We start from the raw sequence: 17324 nt of genomic DNA, 5'->3' as shown, positions 1-17324 counted from the left end.
GGTCCGGATGCGGGCATGCCGAAGCGGCCCGCATCCGGGGGTGGGGGGTGGAATCACCCAGCAATCTGCCGCACCGGACCACCCCGGGTCCATCGAGGATTTCTTAAGCCGCGCCCCAGATCCGCTTCACACCTGCCCCCGCTCGAAGTAGGCGACCAGGTCGTCGTCCAGGGGCGGTACCTCCTGCACGGCGCCTCCCGCGCGCAGCGAACGGGTCGCCCCGTATCCCGCCGCGACCGCCATCCGTGCGGCGACCGGTGAGGTGTCGGTGCGCCCGCCCTCCCGTACGAAGCGCAGGAACTCGTCGATGACCAGCGGGTCCGCGCCGCCGTGCTCGGCGTCGTCCACCGGCTCGGACACCCGGTACTCCGCGTCGGGCTCGGCGCGGTAGCCGGAGCGGCGGGAGTTCCACACCCGCACCGCTCCCCCGGGTATGTCGCCGAAGTTCTCCAGACGGCCCGCGTCGCCGATGACGGTGTAGTTGCGCCAGTAGTCGGGGGTGAAGTGGCACTGCTGGTAGGCGGCCAGCACCCCGTTGTCCAGGCGCATGTTGACCATCGACACATCCTCGACGTCGATCACCGGGTTGAGGGCGCGCTGGGTGTGCGGCGGCCAGTGGCCGTCCTCCGTGTACCAGTCGGCGCTCTTCGGCTCGCCGGGGGCACGGCGGTGCGGGTTGTCGCCGTAGACCATGAGGTCGCCGAAGGCCTGCACCCGGCGGGTCCAGCCGCCGGCCAGCCAGTGCAGCACGTCGAGGTCGTGGGCGCCCTTCTGCAGCAACAGGCTTGTGGTGTAACGGCGTTCGGCGTGCCAGTCCTTGAAGTAGAAGTCGCCGCCGTGGCCGACGAAGTGGCGCACCCAGACGGTCTTGACGGTGCCGATGTCGCCGCGCGCGACGATCTCCCGCATCTGGCGGATCACCGGCATGTGCCGCATGTTGTGGCCGACGTAGAGGCGCGTGCCCGTCTCGTGGGCGGTGCGCAGGATCCGGTCGCAACGCTCCACGGTGATGTCGAGGGGCTTCTCCACGAAGACGGGCCTGCCTGCGCGCAGGGCCGCGCAGGCGAGGTCGGCGTGGGTGTGGTCCGGGGTGAGGATCAGCACGGCGTCGACGTCCGGGTCCTCGATCACCTCGCGGTGGTCGACGACCGTCCGCACCCCGTCGATCCGCTCGGCGGCCTGTCTCCGGCACGCCGGGTCGTGGTCGGCGACGACGGTGACGCGGGCGCCCTCGCCGGGCCGGTGGGCGACCCGGGCGAGGGAACCGCGCAGTCCGTGGCCGAGGACTCCGAGGCGCAGGTCGGTCATGGCGGACCCTTCCTTGGCCGTGCGCCCCGGACTGCTCGCGTGGACCGGGCTGGGGCCTGTCGCGAGTCCCTAGTCGGGGCGGGAGACCTGGTAGTGGCTGATGAGCCAATCGTCTCCCACCCGGGTGACCAGCACCGAGAGCTTCACGGACAGGGCGGGCCGGTCCGTGAAGGAGAACTCGACGTCCAGGTAGCCGAGCACGAGGCCGTCGGCGGGCCGCCTGGTCTCCAGAACGCGGTACGCCGCCTTCATCCCCAGGGGCTGGGAGTCGTAGTAGGCGGCGACGCCCGGCCGTCCGACGCTGTAGGGGTGCAGGCCCTGGAAGATGGCGTCCTCGGTGAACGTGGCTGCCACGCGCTCGGGTTCATGCGCGTCCACCCCGGCCTTCCACCGGTCGAGGACTCCGTGCAGGATCGTCTCGTCGCCTGTCGTGGTGGTCATGTCCGCTCCTTGCTCGCTGGCCTGGTGGGTTGTCAGTGTCCGGCGCTCATACCGCCGTCGACATGCAGGATCTCGCCGGTGACGAACGGCGCGGTCTCCAGGAAGAGCACCGCGTCCACGATGTCGCCGACTTCGCCCATCCGGCCCACCGGGTGCAGGCCGGCGAGGACCTCGTGGGTCTCCTCCGGGTGCATGGGCGTCTTGATGGTGCCGGGCGAGACGGCGTTGACGCGCAGGCCGCGGGTGGCGTACTCGATGGCGAGGGACTTGGTCGCGGACTGCAGACCGCCCTTGGTCAACGAGGCCAGTACGGACGGGACGTTGGCGTCCGCGTTGTCGACCAGGCTGGTCGTGATGCTGACGATGTGGCCGCCGCCCTGGGCGAGCAGGTGCGGCACGGCCTGCTGGGTGATGTGGAAGAAACCGGCGGTGTTGATGCCGGTCACGGCGGCGTAGTCCTCGGCCGTGTAGTCCGTGAACGGCTTGGCGACGAAGACGCCCGCGTTGTTGACCAGGGCGTCGATGCGGCCGAACCGCTCGACGGCGGCCGCGATCACGCGCTCGGCGGTGGCCGGGTCGGCGATGTCGCCCTGGACGGTCAGGACGTCCGCGTCATCGACGGGAGCGATGGTCCGCGAGGTCGCGACGACCGCGTAGCCGAGCTTGCGGTAGCCCTCGACGATGGCGGCGCCGATGCCCTGCGAGGCGCCGGTGACGATCGCGACCTTCTGGTTCTGCGTGCTCATGGTGACCTTCTCCGTATGAGGGACCGATCTACTAGACGACCGGTCGACTATTTGGAAGGTAGGTCGCCGGACCCGCAGCGTCAAAGGCCGGAAGGGGTTTGCGCGGGACCGGTTTCCTCCTGCCTGCGAGGCTCAGGCTCGCAGTGCAGATCAGGAGGGCCGGGCGACGGTGTTCACCAGCTGACCGCGGCGGCCACCGGCAGGTGGTCGCTGCCGGTGGCCGGCAGCACCCACGACCTGACCGGCTTGACGCCGCGGACGAGGATCTGGTCGATCCGCGCCACCGGGAACGTCGCCGGCCAGCTGAAGCCGAAGCCGTCGCCGGCCACGTCCTGAGCCGAGCGCAGCTGCGAGGTGAGGACGCCGAACGCGCGGTCGTCCAGGGTGCCGTTGAGGTCGCCGAGCAGCACCACCCGCCCGTTCTTCTCGGCGGCGACGGCCTTGCCGAGCGCCTGCGCGCCCCGGTCCCGCTGGTCCGCCGAGAAGCCCGCCCGGGGATTCACGCGTACGGAGCCCAGGTGGGCCACGTACACCGCCAGCGGACCCTGCCGCGTGGCCACCGTGGTGCGCAGTGCCCGGGTCGAGGCCAGCCTGACGTCGGCCGGTTTGGTGGCCGCCAGCGGCCCGTAGTCCATGCCGTCGTCGACCGGCCGGGTGTCCGACAGCGGCAGCTTGCTCCAGAGCCCGACCGTGCCCAGCACCGCGTGATACGGGTACGCCGTCGCCAGCACCTTCTCGTACACCGGCTTCGCCCGCTCGCTCAGCTCCACCAGAGCCAGCACGTCCGCTCCGGAGGCGGCCAGGTCGCGGGCGGTGGCGGCCGGGTCGGGGTTGCCGGCGTCGACGTTCTGACCGGCCACGGTGAGGTCGCCGCCCGGTCGGGACTTGTCGCCGAGCAGCCCGCCGAAGAGGTTCAGCCAGACCACGACCGGCAGCAGCAGCGCGACGACCGCGGAGGCGGAGCGGCGCCACAGCGCCCCGGCCAGCAGCACCGGGACGAACAGGCCGAACCACGGCAGGAAGGTCTCCACCAGGCTGCCGAGGTTCCCGATCCGGTTCGGGATGCTCGCGTGCAGCAGCATGAGCATGCCGAGCAGCAGCGCGAGCGCCGCGAGCACCGGGCCGCGCCTCCAGGGCCCCGGGCCGGAGCCGGCGCGGATCGCCCGGCGGATGCCGGCGCGCCAGGTGCCGGCTCCCCGCCCGCGCTCACGCTCGCCGGTGCTGGTGTCCGTATCAAAAGTGCTGGTCACTGCTGCATCCTCGGGTCCTGGGTGGGATCGGCATACGGAGGCGGGCAGCCACGGTCGATGGCGTGGGCGCGCAGTTCGTAGTGCCAGGGTTCGTTCCTGTAGATCCGGCACAGCCCGTAGGCGGCACCGTGTGCGGACAGCCACGCCGTCGCGTCGGAGTGCCCGATGTCGACCGCGTCCCCCGACACGTGCGGAGACGTCGCCGCGGTGGTCACCCATCGGGCGGCCTCGTCCTCGGAGCCGTACTTGGCGACCGCCTCGCGAAGAAGCTGGTCCTGGTACGCCGGGGAACGCCAGCCGCTGTTGACGTAGAACCGCACTCCGTCGTCGGCGGCGTCCGTCGCGGCCCGGCGGAGGGCCTTGAGCAGACCTGGATCGAGGCGGGCCACGGCCGGGAGCGTCCCGTCGAAGACCGTCACGCCGTCGGGGACGGCACCGTCCGCCTCGCCGAGCGCACCATGGCGCTCACCGCGATGAAGGTTCGAAGGTGATGCGGCCCCGATGGACGGGGCCTTCGGTAACTCGTGGCCGAGGGCCGCGGTGATCGCCGCCAGGACGACGAGCAGCAGGCCGACGACGAGGAGCGACCGGAAGCGGCGGGTCGGGGGACGGGCTGAGCGCGGGGTACGGGAGGGCGCGGTTCGGGCTGAGGACGGGGTTCGCGTCATGCCGCCAGTCAAGGCGGCGCGGTGTTGCCGGCACGTATGCGGATTTCGATATGCCCGCGATATGCGCCGCCTCGTAGCGTGGAGACCATGCGTGTGCTGATTGTCGAGGACGAGCCCTATCTGGCGGAGGCGATCCGTGACGGCCTGCGCCTGGAAGCGATCGCCGCCGACATCGCGGGCGACGGCGACACCGCTCTGGGGCTGCTGAGCGTCAACGCCTACGACATCGCCGTCCTCGACCGCGACGTCCCCGGACCCTCCGGCGACGAGATCGCCAAACGCATCGTGGCCTCCGGCAGCGGCATGCCGATCCTCATGCTCACCGCGGCCGACCGCCTCGACGACAAGGCCTCCGGGTTCGAACTCGGCGCCGACGACTACCTCACGAAGCCCTTCGAACTCCAGGAGCTCGTGCTCAGGCTCAGGGCACTCGACCGCAGGCGCGCCCACAACCGGCCTCCCGTACGGGAGATCGCGGGTCTGCGGCTGGACCCGTTCCGCCGCGAGGTCCACCGCGACGGCCGCTATGTCGCACTGACCAGGAAGCAGTTCGCGGTGCTCGAGGTCCTCGTCGCCGCCGAAGGCGGTGTCGTCAGCGCCGAGGAACTCCTGGAACGCGCGTGGGACGCGAACGCCGACCCGTTCACCAACGCCGTACGCATCACCGTCTCGGCACTGCGCAAGCGCCTCGGCGAACCCTGGATCATCGCCACCGTGCCCGGAGTCGGATACCGCATCGACACGGCACCACAGGCCGGGTGTGAGGGACGGGACCGTGCATAGGCGGCCCGGGTTGAGCGTCCGCCTCAAACTCACCCTCAGCTACGCCGGATTCCTCGTGCTGGCGGGCGTCCTGCTGCTCGCGGCCGGGTGGGTGTTCCTGAATCACGTGCCCCACGTCGGGCTCATCATGGTGCCCAACTACCGCCTCGCCGTCGTGCGCGAATTCGCTCCGTTCGCGGCCGCCGCGCTGGCGTTCCTGCTGGTGTTCGGCCTCGTCGGAGGCTGGCTCCTCGCCGGCCGCATGCTCGCCCCGCTGACCCGCATCACGGACGCCACCCGCATGGCCACGAACGGATCGCTCTCCCACCGGATCCGGCTGCCCGGCCGTGAGGACGAGTTCCGTGAGCTCGCCGACGCCTTCGACACGATGCTCGCGCGGCTCGAAGCGCACGTCGCCGAGCAGCAGCGGTTCGCGGCCAACGCCTCTCACGAACTGCGCACCCCGCTCGCGATCTCGAAGACCCTGCTCGACGTGGCCCGCACCGATCCGCACCACGACACCGGCGAGATCATCGACCGCCTCCGCTCGGTCAACACCCGCGCGATCGACCTCACCGAGGCGCTGCTCCTGCTCAGCCGCGCCAACCAGCGGTCCTTCATCCGGGAGCCCGCAGACCTGTCCCTCATGGCGGAAGAGGCCACCGAGACGCTTCTCCCGCTCGCGGAGAAGCGCGGCGTCAAGATCGAGACGTCCGGCGACATCACCCCCACCACCGGATCACAGGCGCTCCTGCTGCAGCTGACCATGAACCTCGTGCACAACGCGATCGTCCACAACCTGCCCGAGCAGGGCACCGTGTGGGTCACCACCGGCGTCCGTGCCAGGACGGCGGTGCTCACCGTCGAGAACACCGGTGAGCTGGTCACCCCCCAGGTGGCCGCGACACTCACCGAGCCCTTTCAGCGCGGGACCGAGCGCGTCCACACCGACCACGTGGGCGTCGGCCTCGGCCTGGCGATCGTCGACACCATCACCCAGGCACACGACGGAACCCTCACCGTCACCCCGCGCTCCACGGGCGGGCTCCGCATCACCGTGGAACTGCCCGCCTCGTCAGGGAGCTGAAGGGGCGTGCGGGTCGTCCGCCGGGAGCCAGGCGTCCGCGGCGTGGATGCCGAGATCGCCGACGCCGTCGCAGAGGGCGTCGACGACGCCGAGGACCGCGTCGCGCTGCTCGCCCTCGCGCCACACCAGGGACCAGGTCCAGTAGACCTTCGGCGCGACGATCTCGCGGCGGACCAGGTCCGACGGCAGCAGACTCGTCTGTCCCTTGGGGCAGTTGACGACCGGGCGGGTGCAGCGGCGGACGTGGTCGAAGAAGGCGGGGCCGGTGATCGCGCCGTCGGAGATGCGGACCGTACGGGCCCCGGTGGTCTGCGCCAGCTCCTCGCCGTAGACGTTCCACGACGCCCAGGAGGTGACGTCGTCGTCGATGAGGACGTCGGTGTCGTGGGCCGCCACATCCGGTACGTCACCGCTGTCGCCGCCCTTGGCGACGGCGTACAGCCGGTCCGCGCCGATCAGGTGGGCGCGCAGCTTGAGGCGGTCGAGGTCGTCGCCGCGCACCCAGCACACCGCCAGGTCCAGGCTGCCGTCGGCGACCCGGGCGGCCTGCGTGTGCGAGGGGGCGACCCAGGCGTCGAGGTGCACCCGGGCCACCGCGGCCGTACGCGAACTCAGGTCCGGCGGAAGCCAGTTGACGTACCCGAGGCGTACCGCCTGGGAGCCTGACAGCCGGCCGGCCCGCCGCTTCAGGTCGTCGGCGCCCTCCAGCAGGGCGCGGGTGTGCGGCAGCAGGGCCGCGCCGGCCGGGGTGAGGGAGACCGAGCGGCGGTCCCGGTCGAACAGCCGCACCCCCAGGTCGCGTTCGAGGGCCTTGATCTGCTGGGAGAGCGAGGGGCCCGCGATGAGAAGCCGATCCGCGGCCCGGCCGAAGTTCAGCTCCTCGGCGACCGCGACGAAATACCGCAGCTGGCGCAGTTCCACGCGCGCCATGCTACGCGCGCTGAGAGGCTGCGCCTCTCAGCAACGAGAAAGCCGGTCGTGGCATCGGTGCTGGTGACAGGCGCACGATGAGGGCACGACAGCGAAGATCGGAGAAGGACCATGCGAGAGTTCCTGGTCGAGATCACCACCACCGTCCCCGAGGGCACCAGCCAGGACGAGGTCGACCGGCGGCGCGCCGCCGAGGCCGTCCGCGCCAAGGAGCTGGCCGCCACGGGCCACCTGGCCCGGCTGTGGCGCCCCGTGGGCGAGCTGCGCAGCATCGGCGTCTGGCGGGCCGACGACGAGGAGGAGCTCCACGAGAAGGTGCTCGGCACGCTGCCGCTGCGCCCGTGGATGACCCTCACCGTCACCCCGCTCGAGTCCCACCCGAACGACCCGGGCCGGGTCGACGGCACCCGATGAGCACCCCCTCCCCCTGGCGCCATGTCGCCCAGGCGGCGGCCGCGCTCGCGGCGGGCATGGGCGTCGGCCGCTTCGTCTACACCCCGATCCTGCCCCTCATGCACGCCCAGGCGGGCCTGTCCGCAGGCGCCGGCGCGAACCTGGCCACCGCCAATTACGCCGGCTACCTCGTCGGCGCCCTGGCGGGCATCCTCTCCCCCGCGCTGATCCGCTCCCGCACCGTCCTGCGCGGCTCCCTGCTGGTACTGACCGCCACGCTCGCCGCGATGCCGCTCACCCACAGCGCGGTGTTGTGGGGCGCGCTGCGGCTGCTGGCCGGGGTGGCGAGCGCGCTGGTCTTCGTGGTCGCGGTCGGCTCCCTCCTGCACCACCTGCGCGAGCACCCGCCGCACCTGCCCGGCTGGGCGTTCGGCGGGGTGGGCGCCGGGATCGCCCTGTCCGGGCTGCTGGTCCTGGCACTGCGGTCCGTCGCCGACTGGCGGGCCGCCTGGTGGTCGGCGGCCGCGCTCACGGCGGTACTGGCCTGCGGTTCGTGGCGTCTACGACCGGAGGACGCACCCGCCGTCCAGCCGTCCCGGCGCGACACCGGGCCCCGCACCCACCGCTGGTTCGGCGCGCTGTTCGTCAGCTACACCCTGGAGGGCGTCGGCTACATCGTCGCCGGCACCTTCCTGGTCGCGGCCATCGGGCAGGGCTCCCCCGGCTGGGTCGGCAGCGGCGCCTGGGTGCTGGTGGGCCTGGCCGCCGTACCGTCCTCGGCGCTGTGGGCCCGGCTCGGGCACCGCTTCTCGCGGCCCGGCCTGCTGCTCGCCGCGCTGGTGATCCAGGCGGCCGGTATCGCCCTGCCCGCCCTGGCCGGGACGACGGCCGCCGCACTCGTCTCGGCGTTCCTGTTCGGCGCCACCTTCCTCGGCGTCAGCACGCTCGCCCTGGCCACCGGCGCCCACCTGCGCTTTCCGCGCTCGGTCGCCCTGCTGACCGCCGGCTACTCCGTCGGCCAGATCCTCGGCCCGCTGGCCGTCGCCCCGCTGCTGCACCACGGCTACCACCAGGCACTGCTCCTGGCCGCCCTCGTGGTCCTCGCCGCGGCCGCGGCCGCCGCCGTGCTGCGGATCGGCTTCCCGCACCACATGGTCGTAGTACGACGCACAGACCCGCGACGGCAGCGAGAATCGACCCAGGACGCCCGGCCCGCATAGGGCCGCGGCCCCGACGCCCGCCCCGCACCCGGCCGACTGACGTGGAGCCGCTCATGAACACCGCACGGGACCTTGCGATCGTCGCCCTGGACGCGGCACCCGACCGCCCGGCGGAACAGGGCGACCTCTCCCTCGCGCTCGCGGGAGCCGAGATCTTCGACCTCCTCGAGGCCAAGGCCCTCGTCCTGGAGGGCGACCGCATCCGCCCCAACGCCCAGGCGCCCACCGGCGACCGCCTGCTGGACGAGGCGACCGGCGCCCTCGTACGACAGGAGCCGTACGAGTCGGTCGAGGACTGGCTGTGGCGCCGGGGCCGCGGACTGGCCTCGGCCTACGTCGACGACCTGGAGCGGGTGGGCCTGACGACCCGCACGCGCAGCGGCCGGCTGCCGGTGAAGTCCTGGCGCACGGAGCTGGTCGACTCGGCGGCGCGCCAGCAGGCCGCCCGACGCCTGGCGGAGGGCGAACCCGTCCTCACAGCCCTGGCGTCCGCCGCCGGCCTCTGCGACGAACCCGCCGAGCCGGGCGTCGACGACGACCACGTCACGATCGTGCTCGCCGCCGTCGGCGACTCGGTGATGGAACTGGAGGCGGTGCGGCAGCGCCGGCAGATCGAGGACGCGGCGTTCGACAACGTGTGGCGCGGCTACTAGAAGAACGTGTGGCGCGGCTGCCAGCCGCTACCAGGAGACCGCTCGATCGCGAGGAGCCGTATGGACGCTGACGTGCAGACCTACGTCGACGGGATCGCGGCGGAGCACCGTCCCTTGTTCGACCGCGTGCACGGGCTGATTCTGCGGGCGTACCCCGAAGCGGGCCTCGTGCTTTCCTACGGGATGCCGACCTACCGGGTCGGAGACCGGAAGCTGCATGTCGGGGTGTGGGCGCACGGAGTCTCGTTCTACGGATGGGACAAGGAGCGGGCGGCGGGCTTCGTCTCCCGCCACCCGGACCTCCTCAGCGGGAAGGGGACGATCCGGCTGCGCTCCCGGGAGGCGGCGGACGTCTCCGACGTGGAGTTGAGCGATCTCGTCCACGCTTCGCTGGACGCCTGAGAGACGTCCGGCTCAGGGGCCTCACTTGCAGGTGCCGCTGCCCGTGTCGCGGTACTTCAGCGCCGTGGAGTCGAAGCCGGGGCCCGGCAGGGTGGGCTGGTAACTCCAGTCGTAGCCGTGGGACTTGAGGGTGAGCCTCATGACGCCGAAGGCGCCGGCCTGGGCGGTGACGACGTTCGGGTTGGCGTAGTCGCCCGGTGTGCCGGCGAGGGTGTCGAGTGCCTCGCCGCCGGAGCCGACGATGAACTCCGGGATGCCGTGGGCCGGGTCGTACTGGCCGGCCGGGTTCATCGCGCGCAGCCGGGCGTACGCGTGCTGGTGGCCGTTGAGGACGAGCGTGGCGTGGTGCCGGTACAGGAGCTTCCACCACGTGTCGGCCGCCGCGCCCTCGATGCCGTCGGCGCCCGGCGCGGACGCGGGAACCGTGGCGGTCGAGGCCGTGGTGGCGCTGAAGGTCGGCTGGTGCCAGTAAGCGATGGTGCACTGACGCCTGTTGGCGGCCAGGTCCTGCGCGAGCCACTTGGTCTCCCGGCCGAGGAGGCCGTCGTCCGTGGTGGAGCAGTCGTGGCCGAACGTGTCGGAGTCGCACTCGGCGTTGAGCGAGATGATGTGCCAGTTGCCGAGGTCGTAGGAGTACCAGCCCTGGGTGGCGGCGGTGTCGTCGCCGGCCTGGCCCTCGGTGTTCGGCGTGCCGGACTGGTCGTGGCCGTTGAAGTAGCCGAAGTAGCCGGCACCGTTCTGCCCGGCCTCGTTGTCGCCCTTCTTGGTGTACGGGTAGTACTCGTGGTTGCCCGGCGCGGGACGCTCGAGCATCTTCAGGCCGCCCCACGCCTGCTCGAAGGACTTCTCGAAATCGGTCAACTTGCCGACCTGGTACTGCTCGTCACCCAGCAGCGCCACCGCGTCGGGGTGCATCTCCGTGGCCTGCTTCGCGGTGGCGAACTCGGCGCTCATGCCACCCAGCGTGGGGCTGCCGCACTTGAGCGACGCCGGGGTGCCGGCGTTCTCGTCGTCGTCCGGCTCGCAGGCGACGTCGCCGACGGCCGCCAGGGTGTAGGACGCCGCGCTGTGGTGGGCGTAGGGCCAGTCGCCGTCGCCCTGCTTCGCGGCGGCGACGGCGGTTCCGGCGACCGCGAGGACGGCCAGCCCGACGGCTGCGGAGGTGATCTTGGTGGCGCGTCTCATGTGCGGTGTCCTTCCACGGGGTGAACGGCCACCGCACGCTAAGCAGTCGGTAGATCAAAAAACACAAACATGGTCCAACGGTTTGGTGAACTCCGGTCGCTGAAGCGGGAGTTCCGGAGGCGTCACACGAATGGCCCCTCCTGAAATGAAACCTCCCGTGTGAACAGGCAGATTGGTCCACATGAAGCACTCACACAAAACCCGACGGGAGATATCCATGCCTCGTGCATTCGCGATCAGCGCCGCCCTCGGCCTCGCTCTCGCAACCGGATTGGCCACGGCCGGATACGCGGTGGCCGCGCCCTCAACCCTGCACAGCCACGCGACGGTCCAGTCCAGCACCGCCGCCGACCACGACGGCTGGGGCGGCTGGGACGACGACGACGGCGACTGCAACGGCACCGGCAACATCTGTGCGTGAGACCCATCTCGCATGAGCCGGGGGTAGGCAGAGGAGGAGGGCCGTGGGCCCGCGCGTTTCCTCCTCCGCCTCCCCACTCTCAAGCAGCCGTAGCCCCAAGCAGCGCCCGGCAGTTGGGCCACAGCGGACTCAGCCGGCCGGTGTTGTTGTAGAGCTTGGCGAACAGGACCTGGCCCTCCAGTTGGGCCACCACCGCACGCGCCGCCTCTCCCGTGTCCGTCACGGTGATGTCACCGCGCTCGCGTGCCTCGGCGACGACCGACTCGACCATGTCGACCTGCGCCTCGAAGATTTCCTGAAGCCGCTCGCGCACGGACTCGGTCCGGTTGCTCAACTCCAGGGTGAGATTGCCGAAAAGACAGCCCGCGACGGTGCCGCAGCCCTGCTGCGCGGCGCGCTGCGCGGCCTCGGTCTCCTCGAACAGCCGCCGCAGCCGCTCCAGGGGTTCGGCGTCGCCGCTCAGCGCGCGGGTCCAGTCGCGCTGCTGGGCCGCCCAGTGCTCGTCCACGACGGCGAGCGCGAGGGACTCCTTGGACTCGAAGAAGTGGTAGAAGCTGCCCTTGGGCACGCCGGCCGCCGTACAGATCTCGGCCACGCCCAGCGCGGAGTAGCCACGCGCCTCGATCAGCGAACGGGCGGCGGCGAGGATCTTCTGCCTGGCATCACTGGTGCGTCCCACAGCTCCAGAGTACGCAATTATTAGACCGGTCGGCTAGTGGCCGAGGCCGGTGTCACAGCACCGGGCGCGTCACAGCACCGGGCGGACCGCGTCACAGCACCGGCAGCCCGTCGGCTTCCCGCCGCTCCAGCCGGGCCACCAGCTCCGCCGCCGACGCCTTGATCGTCTCCAGACCGGGCCTCCCCCACGGCCGGGGCTCCACGTCGACCACGCATACGGTGCCCAGCACCATCCCGGTGCTGTCGATGAGCGGCGCGCCCAGATACGAGCGGATGCCGAACTCGTCGACGACCGGATTGCCCGCGAACCGCGGATAGTCGCAGACGTCCTCCAGAACCAGCGCCTTGCGCCGCACCACCACATGCGGGCAGAAGCCGTGGTCCCGGGCCAGCTCCCGGCCCAGCACGGGCGTGGTCCCGTCCGGCCTCACCACCGGGAACGGCACGTCCGACAGATGCAGGCCCGCGAAGAACTGCCGGTGCTCGTCGATGAAGTTGACCATGGCGTACGGCGTCCCGGTCAGCTCGGCGAGGCGGTCCGCGTAGACGTCGAGGGCCGGGTCGGCACGCTCCCCCAGACCCAGTCTGCCCAGGCGCAGGGCGCGCGCGGGGGCCTCCTTGTCCTCCGGGGTGAGCAGCAGACGACCGGCCGGGCGCGACGGGTCGTACCTCATGGGCGGGCTCCGTCACTGTGGACGTGGGTCATATACGGGCTCCGTGGCGGTGTGCGGGGATCACATGTGGGCGCCGTGGCTCGGCGCGTGCGCCGGGGCGTAGGCGATGAGGTGCCGTACGAGAGTCAGCAGGGTCTGCACCCCGGAACTGGAGATCCGGGCGTCGCAGCGCACGATCGGGATCTCGGGGGGCAGGTCGATGGCGGCGCGGACCTCCTCGGGGTCGTAGCGGTAGGAGCCGTCGAACTCGTTGATCGCGACGATGAAGCCGAGGCCGCGCTGCTCGAAGAAGTCGACGGCCGCGAAGCACTCCTCCAGGCGGCGGGTGTCGGCGAGGATGACCGCGCCCAGCGCGCCCTCGGAGAGTTCGTCCCACATGAACCAGAACCGCTCCTGGCCCGGTGTGCCGAACAGATACAGCACATGCTCCGGATCGAGGGTGATGCGGCCGAAGTCCATGGCCACCGTCGTCTCGACCTTGTTCTCGATCCCTTCGAGACTGTCGGTTGCGGCGCTGACCGTGGTGAGCAGCTCCTCCGTGCTGAGGGGCGCGATCTCGCTGACCGCTCCCACTAAGGTCGTCTTGCCGACTCCGAACCCTCCCGCCACCAGGATCTTCAGTGCGGTCGGGAAGGGGTCAGAGCTGTCGTCGTAGTCCATCGAGCACTGCCTCCAGAAGGGCCCGGTCAGTCGGGTTGTGGTGGAACTCGGGGGGCTTGGTGGTGAGCGCCCCGCAGTCGACGAGGTCCGACAGCAGCACCTTGGTGACCACCGCCGGCAGCTTCAGTTGGCCGGCCAGCTCGGCGACCGAGACGGGCGCGCGGCACAGGTCGAGCGCCAGCGCGTGCTCGGGGCCCAGATAGCCCAGCGGGGTGGCACCGGTCGCCATCACGTGCGACAGGAGGTCGAACGCGATGGTGGGCCGGGTGCGGCCGTTGCTGACCGTGAACGGGCGCACGAGCCGGCCGGCCGCGTCGTCGAGCCAGGGCCCGTCGCCGACCGCCGCCACGCTCAAGGCCTCATCGCCGACGGTTCGACGGCGTGCTGCCGGGGCGCGGTGACCAGGTAGGGGCGGACGCTCTTGACCAGCATCGCCATCTCGTAGCCGAGCACCGCCGCGTCGGCCTCGCGGCCCGCCAGCACCGCCAGACACGTCCCGGAGCCGGCGGTGGTCACGAACAGCAGGGTCGAGTCGAGTTCGACGACGACCTGGCGGACGTCGCCGCCGTCGCCGAAGCGGACTCCGGCGCTGCGGCCCAGGGAGTACAGGCCGGAGGCCAGCGCGGCCATGTGGTCGGCACTGTCCGGGTCGAGGCCGTGGACCGACTTCACGAGCCCGTCGCAGGACAGGAGCACCGCACTGGTGGTGTGGGGTACGCGCTGCACGAGGCCGCTCATCAGCCAGTCGAGATCGGATACATGGCCGGTCGGCACATCGCTCGCCATGATGGATCGACTCCTTGAGGTACGAAGGTCTGCGGGAGCGGTGGGGGTGAAGGCTGAGGTGGTCATCCGGCCGGCGCGCTCCCGTCGTGCCGGGTGGGGTGGTCGATGCCGCGCGCGGATGCGGGGCGCGCCTCGGCTATGTGGGACGGATCCATGGGGCTTACGTCCATGGGGTGCGGCGTGTGAATAGTGGTGGCGCCCGTGTGGTGCGCATCGAGGGCCGAGTGCGGAAGCGTGGAGGGAGACTCCGTGTGGGCCGGGTCCATGAGGGGGTGCAGTCCGGCGTGTGCCGTCCGCTCCCCGGGCTCCGGCTCCCGGTGCGCCGCCGGCGCCGAGTGCTCCGGCACGATGTAGGTGGCCCCTGTGTGCTCGGACTCCAGACTCTGCTGGGCCTCCGCCAGGCCGATGCCGCGCTGGAAGGCGGCCATCAGACCCGGGTCGTGGCCGGCGACGTAGTCGGTGTCCTGCCGGGGCGCCGGGCCCTCCCGCAGCTGGGGCACGATGTGCTCCTGGGCGCGGCGGCGCGGCAGTTGGGGCTTGCCCATGGTGCCGCGCACGGTTCCGGTGCGGGGCGCGGGCGCCTCGGCCGTGTTCTCCGCCACGCGCCGCCGCTCGTCGGGGCGGATGCCGGGCAGGGCCTCGGCCGGGTTGGCCCGTTCCTCGCGGGTGCCGCGCACGGGCAGCGGTCCGCCCGCACCCGGTGAACTGCCGTTGAGGGGGCTCCCGTTGGGCGCGGATGCCGGGGGCCGTGGGCTCTCAGGCTGCTGCGCACGCCGCGAGGACCGCGGCTCGGGCACGACACGCAGCCCGGCCGTCTCGGACACGGACGCCGACGGGGCCGACGGCTGCGGCTGCGTATGTGACTGCGGCTGTGTACGTGGTTGCGGGGAGGGCGTCGGCGCCTGCGCCGGGGACGTGGGCGCGGACGGCCCCATCGCGCCCATTGCCCCCACCGCGCCCATCGCCCCCGTGCCACCCTGCGCCTGCGACGCCGCGTCTCCGGGCGCACCCGGCCCCGAGCCCAGCAGCGCCTGCGGCACGACGAGGACGGCCTGCACCCCGCCGTAGATGTTGGTCTGCAGACGGACGTTGATGCCGTGCCGTCGGGCGAGCTGCGAGACGACGAACAGTCCGATTCGGCCGTCCGCGAGCAGGCTCGCGACATTGACCTGGTCGGGGTCGGCGAGCAGGGCGTTCATCTTCTTCTGCTCGCCGACCGGCATGCCCAGGCCCCGGTCCTCGACCTCGACGGCGAGGCCGGAGGTGACGAGGTTGGCGCGCAGCAGGACCTGGGTGTGCGGGGCGGAGAACACCGAGGCGTTCTCGACGAGTTCGGCCAGCAGGTGGATGACGTCGGCGACGGCGTGGCCGCGCAGGGTGCCGTCGATCGGGGGCACCAGCTTGACCCGGGAGTACTGCTCGACCTCGGCGATGGCCGAGCGCAGCACCTCGGTCATGGAGACGGGGTGGCTCCACTGCCGGCGCGAGACGGCACCCCCGAGGACGGCGAGGTTCTCGGCGTGCCGGCGGATGCGGGTGGCGAGGTGGTCGACGTGGAAGAGGCCCTTGAGCAGATCGGGGTCCTCGATCTCGCTCTCCAGCTCGTCGAGGATCGAGATCTCCCGGTGCACCAGGGACTGGAGCCGCCGGGCGAGATTGACGAAGACCTCGAGCTTCTGCTCGCTTCCCGCCTGGCTGGAAAGCTGCGCGGCCTGCACGACGGCGGTGACGGCGCCGTCGTGCGCACGGCTCAGGTCGGCGGCCAGCAGCTCGAAGTCGTCGGCGCCCTCGGGCGGACCACTGCGCGGCTTGCGCCGGGGCGGGGCCTCACCGCGGCGCAGCGTCTCGACGAGGGCGCGCAGGTCGGCCTCCCCGCGGGCGCTGTTGCGGCGCAGGGCCCCGACGCGGTCGCTGACCGCACGGGCGGCGCGGTCGGCGGCCACGACGGCGATGAGGATGCCCGCGAGCGTGACCGCGGCGGCACCGGCCATCACCCCCCACAGGGTCAGGCCCGGCCGCGCTCCGGTGGAGCGGACGGTGAACAGCACGGCCGCGGCGGCGCTCAGGGCCACCGCGATCGGCGGCAGCACCGCGAGCCGCATCAGCTGAGGCCGTATGTGGGCCTCGGGCATCGGGGGCACGGGACGGGTGACCGGCCGTCCGTGCCGCCCGCCCTCGCGGCGGTCTGCGCGTGCGGCCGGGGCGCGGAGGTGAGACATCGGTGTCCTCGTCGTACTGGTCCGTCGGTGCGGAAGCGCGGGCTGCGCTTTTCGGGCAGGCGGACGCCCGATGGACACTCACAGTAGTCGTCAACGCATCATGTGCGGTGGGCAGTTGACAAAGTCCCACGCACAGCGTCCCGCTCTGGTATGAGGCCTCGTACGACAGACCGATAAACCGGGCGGGGTCATGAACCTGCCAGGTAAGGGAACGATCAGAGCTGGCCAGAAGCGGTCACGACGAAACACTGAAGGCCGGGGAGCATCTGCTCCCCGGCCTTCACCGACCGGCCTCCACCGCCCGCCGCCCGCTCCGCCGGGACCGCCTCATGGCGTCCCCAGACCCACGGAACCCCTCCCCCGAACGTCACTCAGAGTATCGATGATGGGTTTCGGCCTACGCCTTCGACTGGGTGAAACGGATGCTGTTGCCGAAGGGGTCGCGCAGCCCGCAGTCGATGCCGTACTCGCGCTCGGTGGGCTCCTCGGTGAACTCGACTCCCTTGGCCAGCAGTTCGTCGTAGGTCTTGCGGCAGTCGTCCGTGCCGAAGATGAGGAAGCCGCCCGTCGCCCCCTTGGTCAGCAGGTCGCGGACCTGCTCCGCGATCTCGTCGGAGAGCCGCGGCGGGCCGGGCTTCTCCAGCAGGACCTCGCGGTCCGGCTGTCCGGGGACGTTGACGGTCAGCCAGCGCATGAAGCCGAGGTCGGCGTCGGTGTTGACCTCAAGGCCGAGCTTGCCGACGTAGAAGTCGAGGGCCTCGTCCTGGTCGAGGACGTAGATCTGCGAGTGCGTGATTCCTGTGAACATGCACCTCACGCTACGAGCCCGGCCGCACGAAAA

The 17324-nt window shown here is 71.5% G+C and carries 21 protein-coding genes; 7 read left to right on the top strand and 14 right to left on the bottom strand.

The annotated features are described in order from the left end of the window. Positions 1–126: 126 nt before the first annotated feature. From ACIBN2_RS10735 to ACIBN2_RS10715, 5 genes are all read right to left on the bottom strand, one after another. Positions 127–1308, bottom strand: coding sequence for a Gfo/Idh/MocA family protein (locus tag ACIBN2_RS10735; RefSeq protein ID WP_399133888.1), 1182 nt, complete (start codon positions 1306–1308; stop codon positions 127–129). Between the two features lie 69 nt (positions 1309–1377). After that, the gene (locus tag ACIBN2_RS10730) at positions 1378–1749 is read right to left on the bottom strand and encodes a YybH family protein (protein ID WP_399133887.1); all 372 of its coding nucleotides are present in this window, start codon (positions 1747–1749) and stop codon (positions 1378–1380) included. 32 nt (positions 1750–1781) lie between these two features. Continuing rightward, the gene (locus ACIBN2_RS10725) at positions 1782–2495 is read right to left on the bottom strand and encodes an SDR family NAD(P)-dependent oxidoreductase (protein WP_399133886.1); all 714 of its coding nucleotides are present in this window, start codon (positions 2493–2495) and stop codon (positions 1782–1784) included. A 173-nt stretch (positions 2496–2668) separates the two neighbouring features. Then, a complete protein-coding gene (locus ACIBN2_RS10720) occupies positions 2669–3655 on the bottom strand; it encodes an endonuclease/exonuclease/phosphatase family protein (RefSeq protein WP_399133982.1) in 987 nt (328 codons plus the stop codon). An 86-nt stretch (positions 3656–3741) separates the two neighbouring features. After that, positions 3742–4413, bottom strand: coding sequence for a M15 family metallopeptidase (locus tag ACIBN2_RS10715; protein ID WP_399133885.1), 672 nt, complete (start codon positions 4411–4413; stop codon positions 3742–3744). Between the two features lie 87 nt (positions 4414–4500). On the opposite strand from ACIBN2_RS10715, the gene ACIBN2_RS10710 reads away from it, so the two are divergent. Both ACIBN2_RS10710 and ACIBN2_RS10705 read left to right on the top strand, forming a co-directional pair. Next, complete coding sequence (locus ACIBN2_RS10710) at positions 4501–5196, top strand: response regulator transcription factor (RefSeq protein WP_399133884.1); 696 nt, start codon at positions 4501–4503, stop codon at positions 5194–5196. Then, a complete protein-coding gene (locus ACIBN2_RS10705) occupies positions 5189–6262 on the top strand; it encodes a sensor histidine kinase (protein WP_399133883.1) in 1074 nt (357 codons plus the stop codon). The genes ACIBN2_RS10710 and ACIBN2_RS10705 overlap by 8 nt, the downstream gene beginning before the upstream one ends. Here ACIBN2_RS10705 and ACIBN2_RS10700 read toward each other — a convergent pair. After that, positions 6251–7192: a LysR family transcriptional regulator gene (locus tag ACIBN2_RS10700; RefSeq protein WP_399133882.1), complete on the bottom strand. Its 942-nt coding sequence runs from the start codon at positions 7190–7192 to the stop codon at positions 6251–6253. The genes ACIBN2_RS10705 and ACIBN2_RS10700 overlap by 12 nt on opposite strands. A 111-nt stretch (positions 7193–7303) precedes the next feature. Between ACIBN2_RS10700 and ACIBN2_RS10695 the strand changes: the two genes are divergently transcribed. Genes ACIBN2_RS10695 through ACIBN2_RS10680 form a run of 4 tightly spaced genes read left to right on the top strand, consistent with a single transcriptional unit; the run spans position 7304 to position 9860 of the window. Then, positions 7304–7606 (top strand): muconolactone Delta-isomerase family protein, encoded by a 303-nt coding sequence (locus ACIBN2_RS10695; RefSeq protein WP_399133881.1) that lies wholly within the window; start codon positions 7304–7306, stop codon positions 7604–7606. Further along, positions 7603–8805: a YbfB/YjiJ family MFS transporter gene (locus ACIBN2_RS10690; RefSeq protein WP_399133880.1), complete on the top strand. Its 1203-nt coding sequence runs from the start codon at positions 7603–7605 to the stop codon at positions 8803–8805. The genes ACIBN2_RS10695 and ACIBN2_RS10690 overlap by 4 nt, the downstream gene beginning before the upstream one ends. 53 nt (positions 8806–8858) lie before the next feature. Further along, positions 8859–9458 carry a GPP34 family phosphoprotein gene (locus ACIBN2_RS10685; RefSeq protein WP_399133879.1) on the top strand — a complete coding sequence of 200 codons (600 nt, stop codon included), beginning with the start codon at positions 8859–8861 and terminating at the stop codon, positions 9456–9458. A 60-nt stretch (positions 9459–9518) separates the two neighbouring features. Then, entirely contained in the window at positions 9519–9860 is a 342-nt protein-coding gene (locus tag ACIBN2_RS10680; protein ID WP_399133878.1) for a DUF1801 domain-containing protein, read from the top strand. 21 nt (positions 9861–9881) lie between these two features. On the opposite strand, the gene ACIBN2_RS10675 is transcribed toward ACIBN2_RS10680, so the two are convergent. Continuing rightward, on the bottom strand, positions 9882–11045 hold the full coding sequence (locus ACIBN2_RS10675) for a metallophosphoesterase family protein (RefSeq protein WP_399133877.1): 1164 nt from the start codon (positions 11043–11045) through the stop codon (positions 9882–9884). 217 nt (positions 11046–11262) lie between these two features. On the opposite strand from ACIBN2_RS10675, the gene ACIBN2_RS10670 reads away from it, so the two are divergent. Beyond that, the gene (locus ACIBN2_RS10670; RefSeq protein ID WP_399133876.1) at positions 11263–11466 is read left to right on the top strand and encodes a hypothetical protein; all 204 of its coding nucleotides are present in this window, start codon (positions 11263–11265) and stop codon (positions 11464–11466) included. A 79-nt stretch (positions 11467–11545) separates the two neighbouring features. Here ACIBN2_RS10670 and ACIBN2_RS10665 read toward each other — a convergent pair whose 3' ends face one another. From ACIBN2_RS10665 to ACIBN2_RS10635, 7 genes are all read right to left on the bottom strand, one after another. Then, entirely contained in the window at positions 11546–12145 is a 600-nt protein-coding gene (locus ACIBN2_RS10665; RefSeq protein WP_399133875.1) for a TetR/AcrR family transcriptional regulator, read from the bottom strand. A gap of 91 nt (positions 12146–12236) precedes the next feature. After that, positions 12237–12818, bottom strand: coding sequence for a GAF domain-containing protein (locus ACIBN2_RS10660; RefSeq protein ID WP_399133874.1), 582 nt, complete (start codon positions 12816–12818; stop codon positions 12237–12239). Positions 12819–12878: 60 nt separating this feature from the next. Then, on the bottom strand, positions 12879–13478 hold the full coding sequence (locus ACIBN2_RS10655) for a GTP-binding protein (protein ID WP_399133873.1): 600 nt from the start codon (positions 13476–13478) through the stop codon (positions 12879–12881). Then, positions 13456–13827 (bottom strand): DUF742 domain-containing protein, encoded by a 372-nt coding sequence (locus ACIBN2_RS10650; protein ID WP_399133872.1) that lies wholly within the window; start codon positions 13825–13827, stop codon positions 13456–13458. The genes ACIBN2_RS10655 and ACIBN2_RS10650 overlap by 23 nt, the downstream gene beginning before the upstream one ends. A 2-nt stretch (positions 13828–13829) precedes the next feature. Continuing rightward, positions 13830–14264: a roadblock/LC7 domain-containing protein gene (locus tag ACIBN2_RS10645; protein ID WP_393868984.1), complete on the bottom strand. Its 435-nt coding sequence runs from the start codon at positions 14262–14264 to the stop codon at positions 13830–13832. A gap of 62 nt (positions 14265–14326) precedes the next feature. After that, positions 14327–16483 (bottom strand): ATP-binding protein, encoded by a 2157-nt coding sequence (locus ACIBN2_RS10640; RefSeq protein ID WP_399133871.1) that lies wholly within the window; start codon positions 16481–16483, stop codon positions 14327–14329. A 397-nt stretch (positions 16484–16880) separates the two neighbouring features. Next, on the bottom strand, positions 16881–17291 hold the full coding sequence (locus ACIBN2_RS10635) for a VOC family protein (RefSeq protein WP_399133870.1): 411 nt from the start codon (positions 17289–17291) through the stop codon (positions 16881–16883). Positions 17292–17324 lie beyond the last annotated feature (33 nt).

This window comes from Streptomyces sp. NPDC050534 (genome assembly GCF_044457745.1).
Lineage (GTDB): Bacteria > Actinomycetota > Actinomycetes > Streptomycetales > Streptomycetaceae > Streptomyces.
Note: the sequence above shows the minus strand (reverse complement) of the source record. Positions and strands in the feature narration are given on the sequence as shown.